The following is a 21,016-nucleotide window of genomic DNA, read 5'->3' on the forward strand; positions in this document are numbered from 1 at the left end:
GATCCAGCACATCGGCACCGCGGCCAGCCAGATCCTCAGCACCTCCAGCAGTTCGACCCGGGTCTCCGCCGACATGAGCGAAGCCGCCGGGCGCCAGCGCGAAGCGGTGGACATGGTCTCGACCGCCTTCCACGAAATGGTCGCCACCGCCAACGAAGTGGCGCGTTCGTGCAGCCAGGCCGCGCAGTCCGCCGACAGCGGCCAGCAGCAGGCCCGCGATGGTCAGCAGCAGATCGACGCCGCAGTGCAGAGCGTCGACCGCCTGAGCCGTGAAATCGAGCAGTCGGCGCAGTCGATCCAGCAGCTGGAACGCGACAGCAACGCCATCCAGTCGATCCTCGGCACCATCCGCTCGATCGCCGAGCAGACCAACCTGCTGGCGCTCAACGCCGCCATCGAAGCCGCCCGCGCCGGCGAGCAGGGCCGTGGTTTTGCCGTGGTCGCCGACGAAGTCCGCGCCCTGGCCAAGCGCACCGCCGACTCCACCGCCGAAATCGACGGCCTGCTGGGCAACCTGGCCAGCCGCACCGCCGAAGTGGCCGAACAGATGCACGCCAGCATCGAGGTGTCGCAGCAGTCGGTCAGCCGCATCGGCCTGGCCCGCGACAGCTTCGGCCAGATCCGCGAATCGGTGGATGTGATCCGCGACATGAACACCCAGATCGCCACCGCCGCCGAAGAGCAGCACCAGGTGGCCGAGGACATCAACCGGCACATCAGCCAGATCCATGGCGATGCGCAACTGGTGGCCGAGCTGGCCCAGGCCGCGCGACAGGACTCCGAGAGCCTGGCCGGGCTGTCCAACGAGCTGGATGCACTGGTGCGACGCTTCCGCACCTGACCGCATCGCGGGGCAAGTCGCATCGGCGCACCGCCGCTCCCACAATGCCCCCAAGGGTTCGATTGGTTTCGAACCTTTTGGGGGCAGTCGAACGTGGGAGCGGGCTTGCCCCGCGATGAGGCCCTGAAAGGCGACACAAGGCCGGCAGGTGTCTTACAACCTCAACTCCCCCGGCGTCGCCCCGAACAACTGCTTGAACGCCGCAATGAAGGCCGACGTGGAGTCATAGCCACAGCCCAACGCCGCGTCTGTCACACTCTCTCCCGCCTCCAGCAGCGCCAGCGATGACAACAGGCGCATGCGCTGGCGCCAGTTGCGAAAGCTCAACCCCGTCTCACGCTGGAACAAACGCATCAAGGTCTTCTCCGACACTCCCAACTGCACGGCCCATTGCTGCAAGGTCTGCGCCTGGTCGGGCGCGGCGATCAGCCCGTTGCACAGCGCCAGCAGGCCTGGATGGCGGGGCAACGGCAGGGAGAACGCGACTTGCGGCAAGCTGCGCAACTGATCGAGCAGCACCGCCACCAGGCGCGCCTCGGCACTGTCCCCTTCGGGGTAGTCCACGGCAAAGGTACAGAACTGCTTGATCAGCTCCCGCGCCAGCGGCGTCACCTCCAGCACCCGGCACTCCTGCGTGGCCCAGGGGCAGGCATCGCGGCGCACATACAGGCTGCGCATCTCGGCCTGCATCGAAGTCACCACCTCGTGCTCGGCCCCCGCCGGTATCCACACACCCCACTGCGGCGGGGCGAAGTAGCTGCCGTCACGGGTGTAAACGCCAAGCACGCCGCTGATGGCGTAGGAGAACTGCACCCAGTCATGCTGGTGGCGCGTGGTCCAGGAGCCGGCGCCGAGGCTTTCGGCACGGGCGTAGAGTGGCCTGGGCAGATGGTCCAGGGCGGGGATGGGGCGCGGGGCGGAGGTCTGTCCGACGGTCGACATGGCTGAGCCTGTTGTTTCTGATCGGACAAGACTAACAGCCCCGCGCCGGCTTAGCGCTCGACGATGGCCGTCACCCCCTGCCCACCCGCCGCGCAGATCGAAATCAGCCCACGCCCTTTACCGCGCCCGGCCAACAGCTTGGCCATGTTGGCCAGGATGCGCCCGCCGGTCGCCGCGAACGGATGCCCGGCGGCCAGCGAGCTGCCCTTCACATTGAGCTTGCTGCGGTCGATGGCCCCCAGCGGTGCGTCCAGCCCCAGGCGCGTGCGGCAGTAGTCGGCGTCTTCCCAGGCCTTGAGCGTGCACAGCACCTGCGCGGCGAAGGCTTCATGGATCTCGTAGAAATCGAAGTCCTGCAGGCGCAGGCCGTTGCGCGCCAGCAGCCGTGGCACCGCATACACCGGCGCCATCAGCAGGCCCTCCTGGCCGTGGACGAAATCGACGGCGGCGTTTTCGCCATCGACCAGATACGCCAGCACCTCCAGGCCATGGGCCTGCGCCCAGTCATCACTGCCCAGCAGCACCAGCGAGGCGCCATCGGTCAGCGGCGTGGAATTGCCCGGCGTCAGGCTGCCCTGGCCGCTACGGTCGAACACCGGCTCGAGCCTGGCCAGTTGTTCCAGGCTGAGGTCGGGGCGCAAATTGTTGTCACGGGTCAGGCCCAGGTAGGGCGTCAGCAGGTCGTCGTGCCAGCCTTCGGTGTAGGCGGCGGCCAGTTTCTGGTGGCTCTGCAGCGCCAGTTCATCCTGCGCCGCCCGCTCGATGTGCCAGCGCTGCGCCATGCGTTCGCAATGCTCACCCATCGACAGCCCGGTACGCGGTTCACCGTTGCGCGGCAGTGCGGGTTTCAAGTGCCGTGGGCGCAACTTGAGGAAGGGCTTGAGGCGCTCGCCCAGCGTCCGGCCACGGTGGGCCTGCAGGAGGATCTGGCGCAGGCCCTCGTTGACCGCGATCGGTGCATCGGAGGTGGTGTCGACGCCGCCGGCAATGCCACTGTCGATCTGCCCCAGGGCAATTTTGTTGGCCACCAGCAGCGCGGCCTCCAGCCCCGTGCCGCAGGCTTGCTGGATATCGTAGGCCGGGGTGCACGGCGACAGGCGCGAGCCGAGCACGCATTCGCGGGTCAGGTTCATGTCGTGGGAATGCTTGAGCACCGCCCCCGCCGCCATTTCACCGAGGCACAGGCCGTGCAGGCGGTAACGCTCGATGAGGCCCTCCAGCGCCGCCGTCAGCATCGCCTGGTTGCTGGCCCGGGCGTAGGCGCCATTGGAGCGTGCGAAAGGGATCCGGTTACCACCCAGGATCGCGACCCGGCGAGTTGAACGCATGCCTGTACCTCCAGAAGCAAATTGATCCGTAAGCGTAGTTCTTTTCGCCTGCTCGAACGCCCCTGCCACAAACATGGTCCACACTTGCATGCTTGCCTTCAGGGAGATCCGTACATGAGTGACCGCTATCTCGGCTTTGCCAACTCCAACCTCGGCCGGCGCCTGGTCGATGCCCTCGGCCTGCCACGCCCGGCCCCGCTGGAGCGCTGGCAGCCAGGCCGCCTGCGCCCGGTGGAAGGTGCCCTGGTGCTGGGCGGCGGGCCACTGGCCAGGCAGGTGGAGAGCATTGCCCCGCGCCTGACCGGCGAATGCTACAGCTTCAATGACGACAGCCTGCAATCGCCGGCCTGGGTCGCCGGCCTGGGGCCAAAACCCAAGGCGCTGGTGTTCGATGCCAGCGCGCTGGCCGACAGCGACCAGCTCAAGCAATTGCGCGAATTCTTCCAGCCGCTGCTGCGCAGCCTGGCGCCTTGCGCCCACGTGGTGATCCTCGGCCGCCCCCCGCAGGCCACCGACGACCCGCAGGCCGGCGTTGCCCAGCGCGCCCTCGAAGGCTTCAGCCGTTCGCTGGGCAAGGAGCTGCGCAACGGCGCCACCGCCAACTTGCTGTATGTCGGCACCGATGCCGAGGACCAGCTCGAAGGTGCGCTGCGCTTCTTCCTGTCGCCCAAAAGCGCGTTCATCAGCGGCCAGGTCCTGCACCTGGGCGCCTGCGCCGCCCAGGTCGGTGACTGGACCCGCCCGCTTGCCGGGCGCCGGGCCCTGGTCACCGGCGCCGCCCGCGGTATCGGCGCGGCCATCGCCGAAACCCTGGCCCGTGATGGCGCCGAGGTGACCTTGCTGGACGTGCCCCAGGCGCAAAAAGACCTCGACGCCCTCGCCGAGCGCCTGGGTGGCCGCGCCCTGGCCCTGGACATCTGCGCCGCCGACGCCGCCGCGCAACTGGTCGAGGCGCTGCCCGATGGCCTCGATATCCTCGTGCACAACGCCGGCATCACCCGCGACAAGACCCTCGCCAACATGACCCCGGAATACTGGGACGCGGTGCTGGCGGTGAACCTCAAGGCACCGCAAGTGCTCACCCAGGCGCTGTTCGCGGCCGGCAAGCTGCACGATGGCGCACGCATCACCCTGCTCGCCTCGGTCAGCGGCATCGCCGGCAACCGTGGCCAGGCCAACTACGCGGCGAGCAAGGCCGGGCTGATCGGTTTTGCCCAGGCCTGGGCACCGACACTGGCCAAACACGGCGCCAGCATCAACGCCGTGGCCCCCGGGTTCATCGAAACCCACATGACTGCCGCCATGCCCATGGGCCTGCGCGAGGCCGGGCGGCGCCTGAGCTCGCTGGGCCAGGGCGGGCTGCCCCAGGATGTCGCCGAAGCCATCGCCTGGCTCAGCCAGCCGGGTTCGGGGGCGGTCAACGGCCAGGTCCTGCGCGTTTGCGGGCAGGCACTGATAGGAGCCTGACATGACCTTGACCTGGCACGACCTGCACAGCCCCGACGCACGGGCCAACCTGTACCTGCGCGCCCTGCGCAAACGCAAGATCAGCGCCACGCAGCTCCCCGAGCAAGGCTTGCGCTGCTTCCTGCGGGTCGATCCGAACCACCTGGCGGCCTACCGCCGGCTCTGTCACTTCCCCGACGATGGCCGCCTGCCGGGTACCTACCCGCACATCATGGCGTTCACCCTGCAGTTGCAACTGCTGACCGCCAACGCCTTCCCCTTCCCGCTGCTGGGCATGGTGCATGTGCATAACAGCATCGAAGTGCTGCGCCCGCTCGGCGGCATCGACGGGCTGCGGTTCGCCGTGCATGCACAGAACCTGCAGGCGCACGAAAAAGGCGGCACTTTCGACCTGATCACCGAGGCCGAGGATGGCCTGGGCCTGCTCTGGCGCGAGACCAGCCGCATGCTGGTACGCGGGCTGAAACTCGACGCCAGCGCGCAGCCAGCCAGCGCAGCCGAACCCGCTGAGCTGCCCGAGGCCACGCGCTGGTACGCCGACAGCGATATCGGCCGGCGCTACGCTCGGGTGTGCGGTGACTACAACCCGATTCACCTGAGCGCGGCCAGCGCACGCCTGTTCGGTTTCCCCAGGGCCATCGCCCACGGCATGTGGAGCAAAGCCATGGCGCTGGCGGCGCTGCAGGGCCATCTGCCGAAGGCCGGCTATGGCTTCGAAGTGGATTTCCACAAGCCGGTGCGGTTGCCGTCGGAAGTGGTACTCAGCGCCAGTGCGGCGGCGCCAACCGGTGAGCTGCGACTGGATGGGCATGGCGGACTGCTGCACATGGTGGGCCTCTGGCGTTCACTCTGATCATCGCGGGGCGTGGGAGCGGGCTTGCCCCGCGATGAGGCCACCACTGATGTCACTTGCTTTACCCTCGACCTCGCCGGAAGCTATGCGCCACGAGGAGAACCCCGATGAACCTGCAAGAACTGACCGAACGCCTGCACCGGATCCGCGACACCAACGACTGGCGCGGCTTCCACAGCCCGAAGAACCTGGCCATGGCCGCCAGCGTGGAAATGGCCGAGCTGGTGGAAATCTTCCAATGGTTGAGTGAAGACCAGTCACGCCAGTTGCCCCCGGAGCAGCTCGCCCATGCCGGCCAGGAAGTCGGCGACATCGTCCTGTACCTGTTGCTGCTGTGCAGCGAGCTGGGCCTGGACATGAACGAAGTGGTACGGGCCAAGCTGGCCGACAGCGAGAGGCGCTTCGGCAAATGAACGACCGTCACTTCGATGAACTGGCCACCCGCTTCGCCGAGAAGATCTACGGTGGCGCCAAGGGTGCGATCCGCCTGGCAGTGCTCCAGGCCGACCTCGCCGACGCCCTGCCCGACCGCCCGCTGCGCATCCTCGACATCGGCGCCGGCCTCGGCCACATGGCCCTGTGGCTGGCCCAGCGCGGCCACCAGCTGACCCTGGCCGAGCCCGCCGAGCCGATGCTCGAAGGCGCCCGTACCCGCTTCGCCGAGGCCGGCGTACAGGCCACGTTCATCCAGGCGCCGTGGCAGGACCTGCTCGGCCAGCTGACCGAACCCTACGACCTGGTGCTGTGCCACGCGGTGCTGGAATGGCTGGCCGAACCGGAAAGCATCCTGCCGGTACTGCACCAGCTGACCGCCCCCGGCGGCTGGCTGTCGCTGGCGTTCTACAACCGCGACGCGCTGGTTTACCGCAACCTGCTCAAGGGCCATTTCCGCAAGTTGCGCAGCAACCGTCTGGCCGGTGAAAAGCAGAGCCTGACCCCGCAAAAACCACTTGATCCACGCCAATTGCGGGCGCAACTTGAACCTCTGTGGCAGGTCGAAAGCGAAAGCGGCGTGCGCGTGTTCCACGACTACATGCCCAAGGAATTCCAGGACAAGGCCGACCTGCTCGACCTGCTGGAAATGGAACTGGCGCACCGCCGTCACCCGAGTTTTGCCGGGCTCGGCCGCTACCTGCACTGGATCTGCCGCCCGCACTGACCCCAACGGCCAGGAGGAACCATGCCGTACCGCTTGCTCTGCCTGGCCCTCTTGCCCTTCGCCCTGGCCGCCTGCCAAAGCAGCAACCCCTACGTGGCCAGTGGCAACCCCATCCCGCCGGCCCCGCCCCAGGCCGCCAGCACCTTCGATGCCAGCGCCTACCCGACGCCACCGCGCGACTATGGCCGCTACCGCAGCTGGAGCTGGCGCGACAACCAGCAGCCCATCGGCCTGGCCAACGGCGAACCGGGCCAACTGGCCGACGCGGTGAGCAGCGCCCTTGATCAACAAGGCCTGCGCCCGGCCCGGGGTGGCGCGCCAGACTTGCTGGTCAGCGCCGACATCCGCCTGGAACGGCGCCTGCGCCAAGTGCGCGACTACGACAGCTACGACCCCTACTACGGGCCCTACCCCTACGGCAGCGTCGGCTACGGCGGCTACCGCAACGGCTACGGCGCCTATGGCAGCGTACCGATCGTGCGCACCTACCAGGTCGAGGTCATGGTGGTGCGCATCGACCTGTTCGATGCGCGCGACGGCCAGCCCGTGTGGAGCGCCAGCGCCGAAAGCGGCAGCGACAAGGACTCGCCGCGCGAGCGCGAGAGCGCCCTGCGCGAATCGGTGAGCAAGGCACTGAGCGGCTATCCTCCCAGTTAACTTTTTGACGGAGAACCATCATGTTGCGACGTCTCGTTGTACTGTCCTTCGCGCTGCTGCTCGGTGCCTGTGCGAGCAACAACGTCCAGCAGGATTTCGATGCCAGCCGCGATTTCGCCGCCTACCGCAGTTGGGCCTGGCAGGAGCCCGGCCTGCAGTACCGGCCGGACGACCCGCGGATCAAGAGCGACCTCACCGAACAGCGCATCCGCCAGGCCGTCGCCGGCCAGCTCGACCAGCGTGGCCTGCGCCCCGTGCAGGGCAACGCCAAGGCTGATGTGAAAGTGCGCGCCTATTTGATCGTCGAGGACCGCCAGCAGCAGGTCACCACCAACTACGGTGGCGCCTGGGGCGGTTATTGGGGGGGCTACTGGGGCGGCCCGATGTACAACGAAACCCGCAGCGTCGACTACAAGGTGGCGACCATCCAGGTCGACATGTTCGATGGCCGCGACGGCAAGCTGGTCTGGCGCGGCAGCGCCGAGCAGATCATGAACAACTACCCGCCCAGCCCACAGGAGCGCAACGCCGCGATCCAGAAAACCGTGACCCAGGTACTGAGCAACTACCCACCCCATTGAGCCCGATGGGCCTGCACGATTCCTGTAGGAGCGGCCTTGTGCCGCGAAAGGGCTGCGCAACGGCCCCAGGTTTTTGCCCAGGTGCACAGATTGCCGGGGCCGCTCTGCGGCCCTTTCGCGGCACAAGGCCGCTCCTACAGGGACCGCATGACCCGCTTGCCAATCAAGGCAACTTGCCACCACCTTGACTACACTCCCTGCACCGCCGCCGTGCTGCCAGGCCACTGGCCGGCAAAGGAGTGCCTGTGGTTGCCCATCCCGCAATACGCCAACGCGGCGCGATCGGCCTGATGGCCGCACTGACCCTTGGCTTGGCCCTGCTGTTCATGCTGCTCGCCGTCGACAGCGGGCGCCTGTACCTGGAACAACGCAAGCTGCAGCGCATCGCCGACATGGCCGCGCTGGAGGCCGCCGAGCATGCAGGCGTGTGCAGCGGCGCCGGCGTCCAGGCCTCGGTGCTGGCCCGCAACGCCGCCACCCGCAACGGCCATTCCGTCAACAACCCACTGATCGCCAGTTGTGGCTACCTGCGCACCGGCGCTGACAACCTGCGGGTATTCACCGCCGACAACAGCCGCCCTGAAGCGATCAAGGTCGAAGTCCGCGAGCAGGTGAACACCAGTGCCGCCGGTGGCCTGTTCAGCCTGATCGATGGCAATTTTTTGCGCACCACCACGCTGCATGCAAGCGCGGTGGCGGCCAAGTCTGCGGCGCCACAGGCGATGCTGAGCATCCGCAGCACCCTGGCCACGGTCAACTCGAACCAAGGGGCTCTGCTCAATGCCTTGACCAAGGCGCTCGGGGGCAACACACAACTCGACCTGCTGGGCTGGCAAGGCATCGCAAACACTCAGTTGAACCTGCTCAAGTACATGGACCAACTGGCCGTGGACCTGCACCTGAATGCAGGGGACTACCAGCAACTGCTGGCCTTCAATACCGACGCCACCACCTTGCTCAAGGCGGCGGGCAAGGTACTGCAGCAAAGCGGTGCTACCGCCGATGTGGTCAGCAACCTGCTCAAGCTGGCAGTGGACCTGCCTGACAGCATCAGCGTGGGCAAGTTGCTCAACCTCCAGACCGGCACCGCCATGGCCGGCCTGGACACCAGCATCCAACTGTTGCAACTGGTGCAGGGCGTCATCCTGGTGGCGGCGCAACAACGGGCGGTCACTGCCGACCTGCCCATCAGCCTGCTGGGGCTGGTCAATGGCCGCGTGCAGCTACGGGTGATAGAGCCTGCGCAAGTCTCGGCCATCGGCGACCCACGTACCGACTCGCTGCGTGTCCATACCGCCCAGGTCCGCGCACTGATCTCCCTCGACCTGCCCGTACTCAATCTTGTCACCGGGCTGCTCAACGCGGTGCTCGACCTGGCGGCGCCGCTGACCAACGTAGTCAGCAACCTGCTCAGCCTGAACCTGCTGGGAACGGTACAGTCGCTGACCTGTGCCCTGGCCGTGCCCTGCAAAGTCAGCGACATCATCCTGATGCCGGGCACCGTCAGCCTACAGGTCGGCCTGGAGGTGGCCCAGGCCAGCAGCCGCCTGCAACCTGCGCCACCTGACAACTACAGTTGCTCGCCGAAGACCCTCACGACACTCACCCAACGCTCCGCGGCAAAAATCTCCGTCGGCAAATTCGACTCGGCGCAGACCTTCCTCACCCAGGGCAGCGACCCACCCAATCAAGTCAAGGCGTTACCCCTGATCGATATCGGCACCAACGTCTGCAGCCGGTTGCTGTTCCTGCCACCTTCGTGCGGCACCCGCGTACCATTCGCCGGCGGCGGCATAGGCGTGCGCATCGACAGCACGCTGCTAGGGGTCAATCCAATTGAAAAAAGGCTGGTGTTCAGCGGTAGCTCGGCCCCTGCACAGATAGGCCAGGCGCCGGTTTACCAGAACATGGACAGCGACCAGGCACAGGTGGTTTCCAGCCTTTCGAACACGCTCATGGGCATCCATCTGGAAGCTTACAAACCCACGAGCGGCAGTGGCCTGGGCCAGATCATGACGCTTACGGCCGGCTTGCTAGACGGCGTGAAAGCCATCCTCGAGCCGCTGCTCAAGAACCTGCTGGGCACGCTGCTCGACCCCTTGGTCAATGGCCTGCTCAAGACCCTGGGCATCGACCTGGCCAACGCCCAGGTCGGCGCCAACCTCAGTTGCAGCAGCGGGCATGCTCAACTGCTGCTGTGAAGCGGCAGTTCCACCCGGAAACACGCGCCTTCGTCGCTGTTGGCCACCGACAGGCTGCCGCCCATATGGCTGACGATCCCATGGCTGACCGACAGCCCAAGGCCGGTGCCGACCCCGGCCGGCTTGGTGGTGAAGAAAGGCTCGAAGATACGCTCGAGCAGATGCGGGTCGATGCCGCCGCCGTTGTCTTCCACCACCAGGCACAGGCGCGAGCCCTGCAAGGTCTGGCGCACACGGATCCAGGGCTGCGCGCGGCGCTGTTCGAGCAAGGCGTCACGGGCGTTGACCATCAGGTTGATCAACACCTGCTCCAGCTGGTCCTGATGGCCGAACACCTGCGGTTGCTCGGCGGGCGCCTCGATGCACAGGTTCACGCCCTTGCCGCGCAGCCCCTCCTCCAGCAAGGCACGGGCCCCTTCGACCGCGCCCCAGGCGCTGAAGCACTCGCGCTCGGGCGCCGAACGCCGGCCATACACGCGCATGTGCTCGACCAGCCGCGCGGCGCGCTCGATCTGGGCCTCGATCCGGCGCAGCTTCTGCTCCATGTACGCAGGCTCGGCAATGCCGCTCTCCAGGCGTTGCAGCGCGTTTACCACCGCCATGCGCATCACGTTGAGCGGCTGGTTGATCTCGTGCACCAGCCCGGTCGCCAGCTCGCCCAGCGTGGCCATTTTCGCCCCTTGCAGCAATTGCTGCTGGCTGCGCCGCACCGCCGTGTTGTCGCGGCCGACTGCCTGGATCTCCAGCAGGCGGCCCTGGGCATCGAACAGCCCGCGATCGGCCCACACCCACCAGGCCTGCTCACGGCCAGGCAGTTGCAGGCAAATTTCCGCGCTGCTCATCGGCTGCTCCGGGGTCAGCGCCTGCAAGCGCTGCAGGAAGTCTTCACGCTGGCTGGCGGACAGCCACTGGCCCAGGTTCGCGCCCACCAACTGCTCCGGCGTGCAGTGCAGGTAGTCGGCCAGGGGCCGGTTGCCGAACACCAGGCTCAGGTCCGGGCGGTAGCGGCAGATCATCGCTGGCGAGTCCTCCACCAGCACGCGGTAGCGCTCTTCGCTCTGGCGCGTGCGCTCGGCGGCCTCGGTCGCTTCGCTGACATCCAGCCACAGCCCGACCACCTCCCGCGGCTGGCCTAGGTCGTCACGCAGCAGGCGCGCTTCATCGTGCATCCAGTGGTAACCACCAAGCTGGTCGCGCAGGCGGTAACGGCAGCGCACCTGGCCGTCGCGCAACAGGTCGCGGGTGCGCGCCAGCCACAGCGGCCGGTCATCCGGGTGCACGGCCAGGCCCGGCTGGCGCGCCAGTTCGCCGTCGGCCGGCCAGCCCAGCAACGGCGCCAGGCTGGCGCTGAAGAACTCGCTGTGCAGCGCGCCGTCGGCGTAGCGCTGCACGTAGATCACCGCCGGCGAACTGGCGATCAGGTTCTCCAGGCGGGCACGGGCAGTGCCGGCCTGATGCTCCTGGGTCTTGAGCGCGCTGATGTCGAGCAGAAAACCGCGCAACTGCTGCCCCTGCAACTGGCCGACCCATTGGAACCAGCGCTGCGCCCCCATGCCATCGGCCTCGCCCAGGCGCAGGCTCAGGTTCAGCGCCAACCCCTCGCGCGCCTGTTGCAGCGCCAATTGCGCGGGCTCACGGTCGGCCGGGTGCAGGCGTGCCAACCATTGCCCTTCACCGACCTGGCACGGCAACGCCAGCGTCGTGGCCAGCGCCGGATCGAGTTGCAACTGGCCGTCCAGCGGCCACTCCCACCAGCCCGCCCCCAGTTGCTGCTGGAGGTCGTCGAGGTGGCTGGCCTGGCGCTGCAACTGCTGGTGTCGATGGCGCGCCAGCAGCGGCTCGACCAAGGTCCGCGCCAACGCCAGCGCCATGTCGGCCGGGGGCGTCTGCGTGGCCCCGGCGCACAGCAGCCAGGCCTCGGCATCCCGCCCTTGGCGATAGGGCACCAGGAACAGCGAAAGCCCCCCGCAGCGCGCCAGCAGCTCGGGGTCATCGGTGACCTCGATCAAGGTCTGCGCAGGCAGTTGCCGCAGCCAGGGCTGCAGCCGGCCATCGTCCGGCCAGGGCCACTGGTTCTCGTTGCTGGCGTAATGGCGCCAACCACCCGGCTCACGCAGCATCAGCCGCAGCGAGGAGGCCTGCCAGTGTTCGGCCAACGCCTGCAACTGCTCGCGGGTGGTCTGCAGCAAGCGCTCGGCGCCGCATTCACGCAGCGCATGGCCAATCTCCACCAGCAGTGGCCGCTGGCGGTCCCAGCGCTGCTCGCGCAGCAGGTCGCCAATATCGAACAGTTGCAGCAGCCAGGCCTCGCCGTGGCGCTGCAACCAGCCACGGGTATGCAGCGCCTGGCCCATGACGGTGTGGAAGTCCAGATCCAGCGGCTGCCCCTGCCAATCGCCGGGCTCGCCTTCGAGCACCAGCAAGCTGTGGCGTTGCAGGTAGTCGTGCACCCGCGCGGCGGAACGCCCGGGCAAGGCCAGCAAGGTCCGCAGCGGGCCCGCCAGGCGCAGCACCCGAGCCTGATCGTCGAGCCACAGTTGCAGGCCCACCGCCGGCACGTTGGCAAGCTCGGGTGCAGGGGACGGCGCCATGCGCCAACGGTCGAACAGGCCGCCCGTCACAGCTGCAGGCTCGCCTGGGCCTGCAGGCGTGCAGGCAGCTTGGGCACCTCGCCGATCAGCGGCAGCACCAGCACAGGCAATACCCGCTCCAGCCGATCACGGGGGTAGTCGATGGTGACCGTCAGCAGCTTGTCCGCCCCCACCACAACCCGGGTGTCGCCCGCCACATTGAAGCCGAGGGCGTCGGGCATCCAGGCCAACTGCCGGCTTATTACCTGGTGCGCCACGCCTTGCACGTCCAGGGCATAGGTGGCGCTTGCCGGGTCGACGGCCACGCAGCGACGCACCGCCTCGCTGCTGGCCTGGTTGAACGACTGCAGCATCAGCATCGGCAGGGCGTAACTGACCAGCCCATAGAACACCGCGAAAAAAATCATGAACACTGCGACAAACTCAATGGCTGCCGCGCCTTTTTGCCGTCCCGCCGGGCTTGCTTGCATGATCGCGTCTACCCTGACTGTGAGACCTGTCTGACAGCATAGAACCGTTCAACGAATAGGGATGGCAATTTGCCAATGCAAAGCATTGTTCTCCTGATGTGGCTTGCCTTGTGCACCGAACAAGATGTCCGTGAACGGCAGATTTCCAACGCCCTCACCCTGGGTGTCGCGACCTGCGCCCTGGCCTGGCTGTTCGCCACCGGTCATACCTGGATCGGCGCCGATGCCAGCGATGCCGGCTGGGCCCTGGCCATCGTCATGCTGCTGACATTGCCCGGCTACATGCTCGGCCGTTTCGGTGCCGGCGACGTCAAGCTGATGGCCGCCCTGGCCCTGGCCACCAGCCCGCAGTATGTGCTGGGTACCTTCATCGGCGCCGGCATCACCGTGCTGGCCTGGCTGCTGGGCCGGCGCCGGCTGTGGACCTTGCTCAACCCAAAACTGAAAAAACGCCTGCAGAAACTCGCTGAAGAAGTCGGCGACAAGCAGCCCTTTGCGCCTTACGTACTGGCCGGCTTTCTCCTGACGGCAGTCTGGATCCAATGAAGACTGAACGTTCGGATAAGGTGTACAGTCCATGTACTTGATTGCAAAGTGCGACTACTTTTTTGCTGCCGGTGCCCGCGGCCCGGCAGCAAGACCGATACGACAGGGAGTTGATCGTGAACAAGTCCGTCAGTGAAGTGAAAGTGCTGGTTGTCGACGACCAGCCGTTGATTGTCGAAGAGTTGTGCGACTGGCTGGAAAGTGAAGGCTATCGCTGCGTCCCGGCCCATTCCACGGACCAGGCCATCGAGCAATACATCGCCGACGAAGCCATCGGCCTGGTGCTCTGCGACCTGCACATGCCCGAGCGCGATGGTATCGAGCTGGTCCGTGCGCTGAAGCAGATCGCCGGCAACCAGCGGCTGTTCGAGGCGATCATGCTGACCGGCCGCGCCGACAAGCAGGATGTGATCCGCGCCCTGCGTGAAGGCTTTGCCGACTACTACCAGAAACCCATGGACCTGGCTGAGCTGCTCGAAGGCGTGCGGCGCCAGGAGCTTGCCTTGCTGGAGCGCCAGCGCAACTTCCGCGAACTGGGCAACCTCAACCAGCGCCTGCAGGGCCTGGCCGAGTCCATCGACGAACTCTACCAGGACCTGGAAAAAGCCCGCGGCCAGGGCGTGCATCGCCGCGCCACGGACATCGAGGAGGCCGAGCCGGAACTGCCGTCGGCATTCGAGAAGCTGTCCCCGCGCCAGATGGAAGTGGCAAAGCTGGTGAGCAAGGGCAAGACCAACTACCAGATCGCCTGCGAGCTGGGCATCACCGAGAACACCGTCAAGCTCTATGTGTCACAGGTATTGCGCCTGACCCACATGCACAACCGCACGCAGCTGGCACTGGCGCTGGCGCCGAGCTCGTCGCCGCTGCACCAGCGCTTCACCACCCATTGACGGCCATCAACCGCCGTTGTTCGACGAGCTGATCTTGGTCCAGCGATAGAAGTCCGGAATCTCGTACTTGTAGCTGTCCAGCCAGCGCTGCATGGACTGGTCGCGCTCCTTGTCGGTCTGCTGCTGGCGCACCGGCGAGGCCTGCCGATTGCTCGCCTGCACCTGCAACAGCGCCTCGGTGGCGGTTTCTGCCCGCGCTTGGCGCACAGGCTCCTCGGCTTGTGCCAGCAGTGGTGCGGCCAGGCAGGCCAGGGCTATCCAGGGCTTGAACATGCTTACCTCCCGTTCAATTGATGGCCGCCGTCGGCGTGGTGCGGGCGGCGAGCGGGCCGCGCCCGCCGGCCCTGAGCTGCTGAGCCCGGGCCTGGGCTTCGGCGAACTGCTCAGGCTTGAGCCGCAGCCGCTTGACCAGATCCTCGGCCTGGTTCCAGTTGTCCTGCAGCAGTGACAGGGTCACCAGGTTGACCGCCGGCAATGGGTTGTCATCCTTCAGTTCAAGGGCGGTGAGGAACTCGAAGCGCGCCTGCTCATCGTTGCCCAGTTTCATCTGCACCACGCCCAGGTCGTTGCGCACTTTTTCATCGGTCGGCGCCAGGCGCGCTGCGCGCTGCAGGTTACGCAGGGCCTGGGTGTCGTCGCCCCGCGCCGCGGCTATCTGCCCCAGGCCATGCTCGCCCTCGGCCGCCAGGCAGCCCCCCAGCAGGCTGCGGTACAGGGGTTCGGCCTCGCTGCGGCCCAGCAGGCGCAGCACCTTGGCCTTGCGCAGGCGCACCTGGTCAAGGGTTTCCGGCAGTTGCTCCAGGTGCGCCAACCCCGCATGCGGGCGGCCTTCGCCAATCATCTGGTCGGCCATGTCCAGGCTCAGTTGCTGGTCGGCGGCGGGTTTGCCGCAGCTGCCGCCACCGAGCAGGCGGGCCAGGCCTTCGGGCGGCTGCCCGGCACAACCGGTCAGCAGCAACAGGCCCGTCATCAGCATGATCGCTTTCATCCCTTTCCCCCTCAGGATCCCAATGCCCGCGCCAAGGCGGAAAAGCCCGGCCCGGCCAGGACGATAAGCAAGGCCGGGAACAGGAACACCATCATCACCGCCGACATCTTTGCCGACATCTTCGACACCCGCTCCTGCAGGCCGGTCAAGCGCCGGTCATCCAGCAGTTCCTTGAGCGCCAGCAACGACTTCATCGAACCGCTGCCTTGCACCAGCAACTGCTGGAGGATCACGCAGGTGTCGATGAACTCGTCCACCGCCAGCAGCCGTGCGGTCTTTTCCAGTTCCGGCCCCAGCGCCAGGCCCGAGTCGACCCGCTGCAACACCAATTGCAACTCGTCGCAGATGTTCGGCACCAGGCTGCGCCCCTCCAGGGCCAGCACGCGCAAGGCCTGCTCCACCGCAAGGCCGGTCTCGAACAGAATGCGCAGCAGCGGGATCATCAGGCTGACGTCCTGGGCGATCTTGCGCTGGCGCCGCGCCGCCGCTGCGGCGAGCAGGCGCTTGGGCACCAGGTAGCCGGCACCCAGCGCACACAGCACCAGCACCATCCAGTTGCCCCGGCGCTCACCCGGCAAGCCATGCACCATCACCAGCACCAGGCCGGCGGCCAGCAACGGCAGCCCGAGCTGCAACGCGGCGAACAACGCCCGCTGCCGGCTGCGCCGCCAGCCCAGGCGCTCCAACAGCACCTGGGTCTCGCCGTCGAGTCGCTGCAGGCGTCGCCCCAGCGGGCTGCTGCCCAGCCACTGCAGCCAGTCGCCCAGCCGTTCGTCAGGGGCCAGCCGCCCCTGCAGGCGGCGCGCCACCCGCTGACGGGCGCGCAGCTGCCGCGCGGCCTGCAGCGCCAGCAGGGCGAAGCCGGCCAACAGGCACAGGGCGCTGAACAGCATGGCCCCGTTCACAGGCGCCTCATCATGCGCCACAGCACCAGGCAACCGACGGCCTGGAGGGCGAAAGCCAGCAGCAGCATGGTCTGCCCATGGCTGTCTCGCCACATGGCCAGCAGGTAACCGGGGTTGGCGAGCAGGAAATAACCGACCATGCCCAACGGCAACGCTCCCAGGATCCACGCGGTGATGCGCGTTTCGCCGGTCATCGCGCGCAACTGGCGGTCGCCCTGCTCGTGCTCGCGGATCAGCTTGATCAGGTTCTCCATCAATTCGCTGGCATTGCCGCCATGGCGCTGGTTGATGCGCAGGCCCAGGGCGAACAGGCGCAGCTCGTCCTGGCGGTACAACTCGGCCAGTTCACTGACCGCATCCTCCAGCGGCACGCCCATGCGCACGTTGCGCCGCACCCGCAGCATCGCCGAGTGCAGTGGCTCGCGCGTGCCATCGATCCCCCCGAGCACCGCGTCGTTCAAGGTACGCCCGGCTTTGAGGCTGCGCACGCTGTAGTCCAGCAGCCCAGGCAATTGCTCGACGATCTGCCGCACCCGTCGGCGGCAGCGCCAACTGAGGTAGGCATGGCCAAGCAACGGCAGGCCGAACAGCATCAGCAACGCCGCCACCCAGCCCGCGGCCAGGCCGGCGACCAGCACCAGGCCCAGCCAGGCCAGCAACCCGTAGTGCAGGCCACGCTCGCCCGGCGCCAGGCCAGCCCGCTGCAACAGCGGGTCGAGCCAGTCACGCCTGGCACTGGCGCCGCGCACCGCGCGGTAGGCCCGCCCCAGGCGCTGCAGGATGCGCTCCTCACCGCGCTTGTGCAGGGCCACACGCCACAGCAGCAGCGCCATGCCCAGGCACAGCGGCGCCAATGCCAGCAGCAGCGGGCCGATCACAGCAGGCCCTCGTGGCGCAGCTTGGCCCCTGCCGGGTGCGGCGCCTCGCTGAGGAACACATCGCCGCCGCGCCGGTCGAGGCGGAACAAGGTATTGGTGACGTACACGTCGTCACGCACGCCGACCACCTCCAGCACTTCGCTCACACAACGGCGGCCATCGGCCAGGCGGGTCAGCTGGATCACCACATCCAGCGCCGCGCAGATCATCTGGCGCAGGGTCTTCTCGGCCACCTGGCGGCCCGTCAGGCCGACTAGGGTTTCCAGACGCAGCAGGGCATCCTGCGCACTGTTGGCGTGCACGGTGCTCATCGAGCCATCGTGGCCGGTGTTCATCGCGGTCATCACATCGACCACTTCGGCGCCACGGATCTCGCCGAGGATGATGCGGTCGGGGCGCATGCGCAGGGCGTTGCGAATCAACTCGCTGGCCTTGATCTCGCCATGGCCTTCGGCGTTGGGCGGACGGGTTTCCAGGCGCACCACGTGCGGGTGGTGCAATTGCAGCTCGGCGACATCCTCGATGGTCACCAGCCGCTCCTGGGGCGCGATCATCTGGCTGAGGATATTGAGCAAGGTGGTCTTGCCGGTGCCGGTGCCGCCACTGACGAGGATGTTGCAGCGCCGGCCCACGGCGCGTTCGAGGAAGTCGTAGATGGCCTGGTCGATGGCCCGGGTGGCCAGCAGGTCGGCACTCTTGAGCATGTCCTGGCGAAACTTGCGGATCGACAGGCACGGCCCGTCCAGCGCCACCGGCGGGATGATCGCATTGACCCGGCTGCCGTCGGGCATGCGCGCATCGACCATCGGCGAGGATTCGTCCAGGCGCCGCCCCAAGGGCGCCAGGATGCGCTGCATTACCCGTTGCACATGGTGTGCGTCGATAAAGCGCAAGTCGGTGTGCTGCAGCAGCCCGCCCCGTTCGACGAACACCCGGTACGGGCCATTGACCAGGATCTCGGTGACACTCGGGTCGCGCAGCAGCACTTCCAGCGGGCCGTAGCCGGTCAGCTCGTCGACGATCTCTTCGGCCAGGCGCTCCATCTCGTAACGCGACAGGGCCAGGCGCAGGCGCGCCACATAGTCGCCCACCTGCTCCAGGACGAACTGCGCCAGGGCCGGGCGCGCGCCTTCGAGCAGGTTGCGGCCAGTGTCCTCGATGGCATCGATGACATGCCGGTGCAGGGCACGCTTGAGCACCTGCGGGTCGTTTGCCGCCTGGCGCTGCCCACCAAAGGGTTCTTCGCTGCTCATCGGTTGCTCCACAGGCGGCGCAGCCAGGTGTGGGTGGGGGGCGCCAGGTTTTCCGAGCGCCGCGCCAGGCGCTCGCCGAGTTCGCGCAGTGCCTGGCTCAGCGCTTCGCGCGGGGCTAGCTCGAACAGGCTCAGGCCCTGGTTCTTGGCATTCAGGCGCAGCTCCGGGCTGTAGGGCATGACCTTGAGCAGCTTCAAGCCATAGCGTTTGGCCAGGGCCTCGGCATCCGGCGCCACATGGCGCATGAAGCGGTCGACCAGCAGGCTGGCATGGTCGAGCTTGATGCCGCGATCACGCCACTGCTCGAGCAGTTCCAGGTTGCGCCGGCAATCGAGGATGTTCTGATCGGTGTACAGGATCAGCTTGTCGCAATGGCTGACCAGGGTGCGCACCGCTTCGCTGTCGGCCTGCCCGGTGAGGTTCAGCACGATGTGCTGGAAATGCTGGCGCAAGGCACTGAGCAGCATGTACAGCTCGGCGGCGCTGGTCTGCTCCAGCGCCTCGTCGTTGGCGGCGTAGGCGAGAATGCGCAGGCCGCCTTTGTCGCGGGTGAAGGCGCTGTCGATCAGCGTGGCGTCGAGCCGGCGCAGATGGCGCAAGGCATCGCCGAAGTGGAACGACGCCTCCAGCCCCAGCAGCGCCAGGCTGTCGCCACGGGGCAGGCCGAGGTCGAGCAGCAGGGTCTGCTGGCCGCTGTCCTGCACCACCCGCGCCAGGTGGGTGGTCAACAGCGCACCGTCGGCCCCGCGCTGGGCACCGTAGAGCACGCTGAGCCCACCCAGGCTGGGGTTGCTGGCCACGGTCGGCAGGCGTTTGCCCAGGCGCCGCACCAGCCCGGCCACCTCGCTGGCACGCGAACCATAGGCGACGAAGTCGCGGGCGCCAGCGCGCATGGCATGCAGTACCAGTTGGTTGTCCATGCCATCGCCGAGCGCGACGATGGCCAGCATCGGCTTGGCCTCCAGTACCCCTTCGATCAGCGCGCACTGGGCGATCAGTTGCTCGCGGTCGAGGCCGATGAACACCAGGTTGCTGAAGGTCATGTCGACCAGCGCCAGCAACTCGTCGAGGCTCGGCCCATTGGCGCCGATCACCTGCCCCAGCGGCGCCAGGGCGCCCTGCAGCCATTGCAGGTCGTCCTGGTTGCGGGTCAGTGCCAGGTAAGTCTGGTTGTGGCTTTCGCTCATCGGGACAACCCGCCTTGGCCTTCGAAGCTGCCGTTTTCCATGAAGAACAGGCGACCCCAACTGGGGTCGTAGGTACGCAGCGCCTCGCCTGGCAACTCCGGCAGGCGCGCGTCGGCGGCCAGCGGCTGGACCAAGTGCGGGGTCACGATCATCAGCAGTTCGGTCTCTTCACGGTTGAGCGCCGATTGGCGGAAGAACGCGCCGATGATCGGCAGGTTGCCCAGCCCCGGCAGCTTGTCCACGGAAGAACGCACGTTGCTGCTGACCAGCCCGCTGATGATGAAACTCTCGCCATCGGCCAGGGAAATGCTGGTGTCGGTGCGCCGTACGCTCAGGGCCGGCACCTGGGTGCCGGCGATGGTCACCGCGTTGCTGTAGTCCAGTTCGCTGACCTCGGGGGCCACCTTGAGGGTGATACGGTTGCGGCTGACCACGGTGGGGGTCAACGCCAGGCGCACGCCGAATTCCTTGTATTCGATCGAGACGTTGTCGCTGCCACTGCTGGGCACCGGGATGGGCACCTCGCCACCAGCCAGGAAGCTTGCGGTCAGGCCACTGAGCACGGTCAGGCTGGGGCGCGCCAGGGTGTAGGCGAAACCACTGTTCTCAAGGGCGTTGATCATCGCCAGGAAACGGCTGCTACCGCCGCCCCAGACAATGTTGAAGACGTTGTTGTCGAGCGGGATGCCCGGCCGCACATCGGCGTAGGTCACCGGGTTGCTACCGGTCTGAATGCCTGGCACATAGCCAGGGCGCACGAAGGTGTTGGGTACCGTGCCGGGCGAACCGAACAGGCTGTTGTTGGAGCCTTTGAAGAACAGCCTGGCGCCGGCCTCCTTGTATTTTTGCCGGCGCACCTCGACGAAACGGATATCGGCCTGCACCTGGATCGGCAGGGCGTCCTGCCCGGCCAAGGGTTGCGCCACCTCGGCCATGTCGGCGCTGGCCCGGCCCTTGACGAACAGCATGGCCCGGTGCGGTCGCGGGGCGCAGTCGGTCCACAGCATCACGCTGGTATTGCCCTGCCCCACCGAGGTCAGCAGCACGCCGCGTTCGCCGCTGGGCTGCACATCGGCCACCTTGGGGTCACCCACCGCGGCGCGGATGATGGTCACCGGCAGGCGCAATTCCTGCTGCAGGCCCTGGTCCATCTCGATCACCGAAGGCAACTGGTCGAATGCCGCACACCCCTTGCCAGCCGCTTGCGCCACCGGCATCAACAACCAAAAGGCGAGACACAACAGCCAGGGCCGCTGCGCGGAGCGACGCGGCGTAT

General features: G+C 67.1%; 20 protein-coding genes and 1 pseudogene. 10 read left to right on the forward strand and 11 right to left on the reverse strand.

All coding sequences use genetic code 11. From position 1 onward, the window contains the following. Positions 1–244 precede the first annotated feature (244 nt). A pseudogene (locus DM373_RS29610) lies at positions 245–841 on the forward strand (methyl-accepting chemotaxis protein); the annotation flags it as partial. 153 nt (positions 842–994) lie between these two features. On the opposite strand, the gene DM373_RS07345 reads toward DM373_RS29610, so the two are convergent. Together DM373_RS07345 and DM373_RS07350 are read right to left on the reverse strand one after the other, a co-directional pair. Further along, complete coding sequence (locus DM373_RS07345; RefSeq protein ID WP_110992905.1) at positions 995–1,783, reverse strand: AraC family transcriptional regulator; 789 nt, start codon at positions 1,781–1,783, stop codon at positions 995–997. Positions 1,784–1,833: 50 nt separating this feature from the next. Beyond that, positions 1,834–3,111, reverse strand: coding sequence for an acetyl-CoA C-acetyltransferase (locus DM373_RS07350; RefSeq protein ID WP_110992906.1), 1,278 nt, complete (start codon positions 3,109–3,111; stop codon positions 1,834–1,836). Positions 3,112–3,225: 114 nt separating this feature from the next. Between DM373_RS07350 and DM373_RS07355 the strand changes: the two genes are divergently transcribed. The 7 genes from DM373_RS07355 to DM373_RS07385 all read left to right on the forward strand — a co-directional run bounded on the left by DM373_RS07355 (position 3,226) and on the right by DM373_RS07385 (position 10,029). Beyond that, complete coding sequence (locus DM373_RS07355) at positions 3,226–4,578, forward strand: 3-oxoacyl-ACP reductase (RefSeq protein ID WP_110992907.1); 1,353 nt, start codon at positions 3,226–3,228, stop codon at positions 4,576–4,578. Position 4,579: 1 nt separating this feature from the next. Beyond that, positions 4,580–5,431 carry a MaoC family dehydratase gene (locus DM373_RS07360; RefSeq protein ID WP_110992908.1) on the forward strand — a complete coding sequence of 284 codons (852 nt, stop codon included), beginning with the start codon at positions 4,580–4,582 and terminating at the stop codon, positions 5,429–5,431. Between the two features lie 107 nt (positions 5,432–5,538). Continuing rightward, a complete protein-coding gene (locus DM373_RS07365; protein ID WP_110992909.1) occupies positions 5,539–5,844 on the forward strand; it encodes a MazG-like family protein in 306 nt (101 codons plus the stop codon). Then, a complete protein-coding gene (locus tag DM373_RS07370; protein WP_110992910.1) occupies positions 5,841–6,590 on the forward strand; it encodes a methyltransferase domain-containing protein in 750 nt (249 codons plus the stop codon). Before DM373_RS07365 ends, DM373_RS07370 begins: the two co-directional genes overlap by 4 nt. 21 nt (positions 6,591–6,611) lie before the next feature. Next, positions 6,612–7,247, forward strand: a complete 636-nt coding sequence (locus DM373_RS07375; RefSeq protein ID WP_110992911.1) for a DUF4136 domain-containing protein — start codon at positions 6,612–6,614, stop codon at positions 7,245–7,247. A gap of 20 nt (positions 7,248–7,267) precedes the next feature. Continuing rightward, positions 7,268–7,828 (forward strand): DUF4136 domain-containing protein, encoded by a 561-nt coding sequence (locus tag DM373_RS07380; protein ID WP_110992912.1) that lies wholly within the window; start codon positions 7,268–7,270, stop codon positions 7,826–7,828. 245 nt (positions 7,829–8,073) lie between these two features. Beyond that, on the forward strand, positions 8,074–10,029 hold the full coding sequence (locus tag DM373_RS07385; protein WP_244215050.1) for a pilus assembly protein TadG-related protein: 1,956 nt from the start codon (positions 8,074–8,076) through the stop codon (positions 10,027–10,029). On the opposite strand, the gene DM373_RS07390 is transcribed toward DM373_RS07385, so the two are convergent. Further along, positions 10,014–12,620, reverse strand: a complete 2,607-nt coding sequence (locus DM373_RS07390) for a PAS domain-containing sensor histidine kinase (RefSeq protein ID WP_110992994.1) — start codon at positions 12,618–12,620, stop codon at positions 10,014–10,016. The two genes, DM373_RS07385 and DM373_RS07390, sit on opposite strands and share 16 nt — an antisense overlap. Before the next feature lie 26 nt (positions 12,621–12,646). Then, positions 12,647–13,090 (reverse strand): TadE/TadG family type IV pilus assembly protein, encoded by a 444-nt coding sequence (locus DM373_RS07395; RefSeq protein ID WP_110992913.1) that lies wholly within the window; start codon positions 13,088–13,090, stop codon positions 12,647–12,649. A gap of 75 nt (positions 13,091–13,165) precedes the next feature. On the opposite strand from DM373_RS07395, the gene DM373_RS07400 reads away from it, so the two are divergent. Both DM373_RS07400 and DM373_RS07405 read left to right on the forward strand, forming a co-directional pair. Then, positions 13,166–13,636, forward strand: a complete 471-nt coding sequence (locus tag DM373_RS07400) for an A24 family peptidase (protein WP_110992914.1) — start codon at positions 13,166–13,168, stop codon at positions 13,634–13,636. A 110-nt stretch (positions 13,637–13,746) separates the two neighbouring features. Further along, positions 13,747–14,529: a response regulator gene (locus tag DM373_RS07405; protein ID WP_425272567.1), complete on the forward strand. Its 783-nt coding sequence runs from the start codon at positions 13,747–13,749 to the stop codon at positions 14,527–14,529. Positions 14,530–14,535: 6 nt separating this feature from the next. On the opposite strand, the gene DM373_RS07410 is transcribed toward DM373_RS07405, so the two are convergent. From DM373_RS07410 to DM373_RS07440, 7 genes are read right to left on the reverse strand one after another with little or no spacing between them, the layout of a single operon-like run. Then, positions 14,536–14,802, reverse strand: a complete 267-nt coding sequence (locus tag DM373_RS07410) for a DUF3613 domain-containing protein (protein ID WP_110992916.1) — start codon at positions 14,800–14,802, stop codon at positions 14,536–14,538. Between the two features lie 13 nt (positions 14,803–14,815). Then, on the reverse strand, positions 14,816–15,517 hold the full coding sequence (locus DM373_RS07415; protein WP_110992917.1) for a tetratricopeptide repeat protein: 702 nt from the start codon (positions 15,515–15,517) through the stop codon (positions 14,816–14,818). A gap of 11 nt (positions 15,518–15,528) precedes the next feature. Next, positions 15,529–16,410 carry a type II secretion system F family protein gene (locus DM373_RS07420; RefSeq protein WP_110992996.1) on the reverse strand — a complete coding sequence of 294 codons (882 nt, stop codon included), beginning with the start codon at positions 16,408–16,410 and terminating at the stop codon, positions 15,529–15,531. Positions 16,411–16,418: 8 nt separating this feature from the next. Next, positions 16,419–17,300 (reverse strand): type II secretion system F family protein, encoded by an 882-nt coding sequence (locus DM373_RS07425; protein WP_110992918.1) that lies wholly within the window; start codon positions 17,298–17,300, stop codon positions 16,419–16,421. Beyond that, positions 17,297–18,553 (reverse strand): TadA family conjugal transfer-associated ATPase, encoded by a 1,257-nt coding sequence (locus DM373_RS07430; RefSeq protein ID WP_110992919.1) that lies wholly within the window; start codon positions 18,551–18,553, stop codon positions 17,297–17,299. Before DM373_RS07430 ends, DM373_RS07425 begins: the two co-directional genes overlap by 4 nt. Further along, on the reverse strand, positions 18,550–19,740 hold the full coding sequence (locus tag DM373_RS07435; RefSeq protein ID WP_110992920.1) for a CpaE/TadZ family protein: 1,191 nt from the start codon (positions 19,738–19,740) through the stop codon (positions 18,550–18,552). Before DM373_RS07435 ends, DM373_RS07430 begins: the two co-directional genes overlap by 4 nt. Next, positions 19,737–20,957 (reverse strand): type II and III secretion system protein family protein, encoded by a 1,221-nt coding sequence (locus DM373_RS07440; RefSeq protein WP_167409810.1) that lies wholly within the window; start codon positions 20,955–20,957, stop codon positions 19,737–19,739. Before DM373_RS07440 ends, DM373_RS07435 begins: the two co-directional genes overlap by 4 nt. Positions 20,958–21,016 lie beyond the last annotated feature (59 nt).

Source organism: Pseudomonas sichuanensis (genome assembly GCF_003231305.1).
Lineage (GTDB): Bacteria > Pseudomonadota > Gammaproteobacteria > Pseudomonadales > Pseudomonadaceae > Aquipseudomonas > Aquipseudomonas sichuanensis.

What these genes read in the sequence shown, in the direction of transcription:
- DM373_RS07415 (WP_110992917.1), bottom strand. Translation starts at nt 15,517, where the DNA reads ATGAAAGCGATCATGCTGATGACGGGCCTGTTGCTGCTGACCGGTTGT.
- DM373_RS07395 (WP_110992913.1), bottom strand. Translation starts at nt 13,090, where the DNA reads ATGCAAGCAAGCCCGGCGGGACGGCAAAAAGGCGCGGCAGCCATTGAG.
- DM373_RS07420 (WP_110992996.1), bottom strand. Translation starts at nt 16,410, where the DNA reads ATGCTGTTCAGCGCCCTGTGCCTGTTGGCCGGCTTCGCCCTGCTGGCG.
- DM373_RS07345 (WP_110992905.1), bottom strand. Translation starts at nt 1,783, where the DNA reads ATGTCGACCGTCGGACAGACCTCCGCCCCGCGCCCCATCCCCGCCCTG.
- DM373_RS07410 (WP_110992916.1), bottom strand. Translation starts at nt 14,802, where the DNA reads ATGTTCAAGCCCTGGATAGCCCTGGCCTGCCTGGCCGCACCACTGCTG.
- DM373_RS07400 (WP_110992914.1), top strand. Translation starts at nt 13,166, where the DNA reads ATGCAAAGCATTGTTCTCCTGATGTGGCTTGCCTTGTGCACCGAACAA.
- DM373_RS07355 (WP_110992907.1), top strand. Translation starts at nt 3,226, where the DNA reads ATGAGTGACCGCTATCTCGGCTTTGCCAACTCCAACCTCGGCCGGCGC.
- DM373_RS07390 (WP_110992994.1), bottom strand. Translation starts at nt 12,620, where the DNA reads ATGGCGCCGTCCCCTGCACCCGAGCTTGCCAACGTGCCGGCGGTGGGC.
- DM373_RS07365 (WP_110992909.1), top strand. Translation starts at nt 5,539, where the DNA reads ATGAACCTGCAAGAACTGACCGAACGCCTGCACCGGATCCGCGACACC.
- DM373_RS07350 (WP_110992906.1), bottom strand. Translation starts at nt 3,111, where the DNA reads ATGCGTTCAACTCGCCGGGTCGCGATCCTGGGTGGTAACCGGATCCCT.
- DM373_RS07435 (WP_110992920.1), bottom strand. Translation starts at nt 19,740, where the DNA reads ATGAGCGAAAGCCACAACCAGACTTACCTGGCACTGACCCGCAACCAG.
- DM373_RS07430 (WP_110992919.1), bottom strand. Translation starts at nt 18,553, where the DNA reads ATGAGCAGCGAAGAACCCTTTGGTGGGCAGCGCCAGGCGGCAAACGAC.
- DM373_RS07370 (WP_110992910.1), top strand. Translation starts at nt 5,841, where the DNA reads ATGAACGACCGTCACTTCGATGAACTGGCCACCCGCTTCGCCGAGAAG.
- DM373_RS07375 (WP_110992911.1), top strand. Translation starts at nt 6,612, where the DNA reads ATGCCGTACCGCTTGCTCTGCCTGGCCCTCTTGCCCTTCGCCCTGGCC.
- DM373_RS07380 (WP_110992912.1), top strand. Translation starts at nt 7,268, where the DNA reads ATGTTGCGACGTCTCGTTGTACTGTCCTTCGCGCTGCTGCTCGGTGCC.
- DM373_RS07360 (WP_110992908.1), top strand. Translation starts at nt 4,580, where the DNA reads ATGACCTTGACCTGGCACGACCTGCACAGCCCCGACGCACGGGCCAAC.
- DM373_RS07440 (WP_167409810.1), bottom strand. Translation starts at nt 20,957, where the DNA reads ATGCCGGTGGCGCAAGCGGCTGGCAAGGGGTGTGCGGCATTCGACCAG.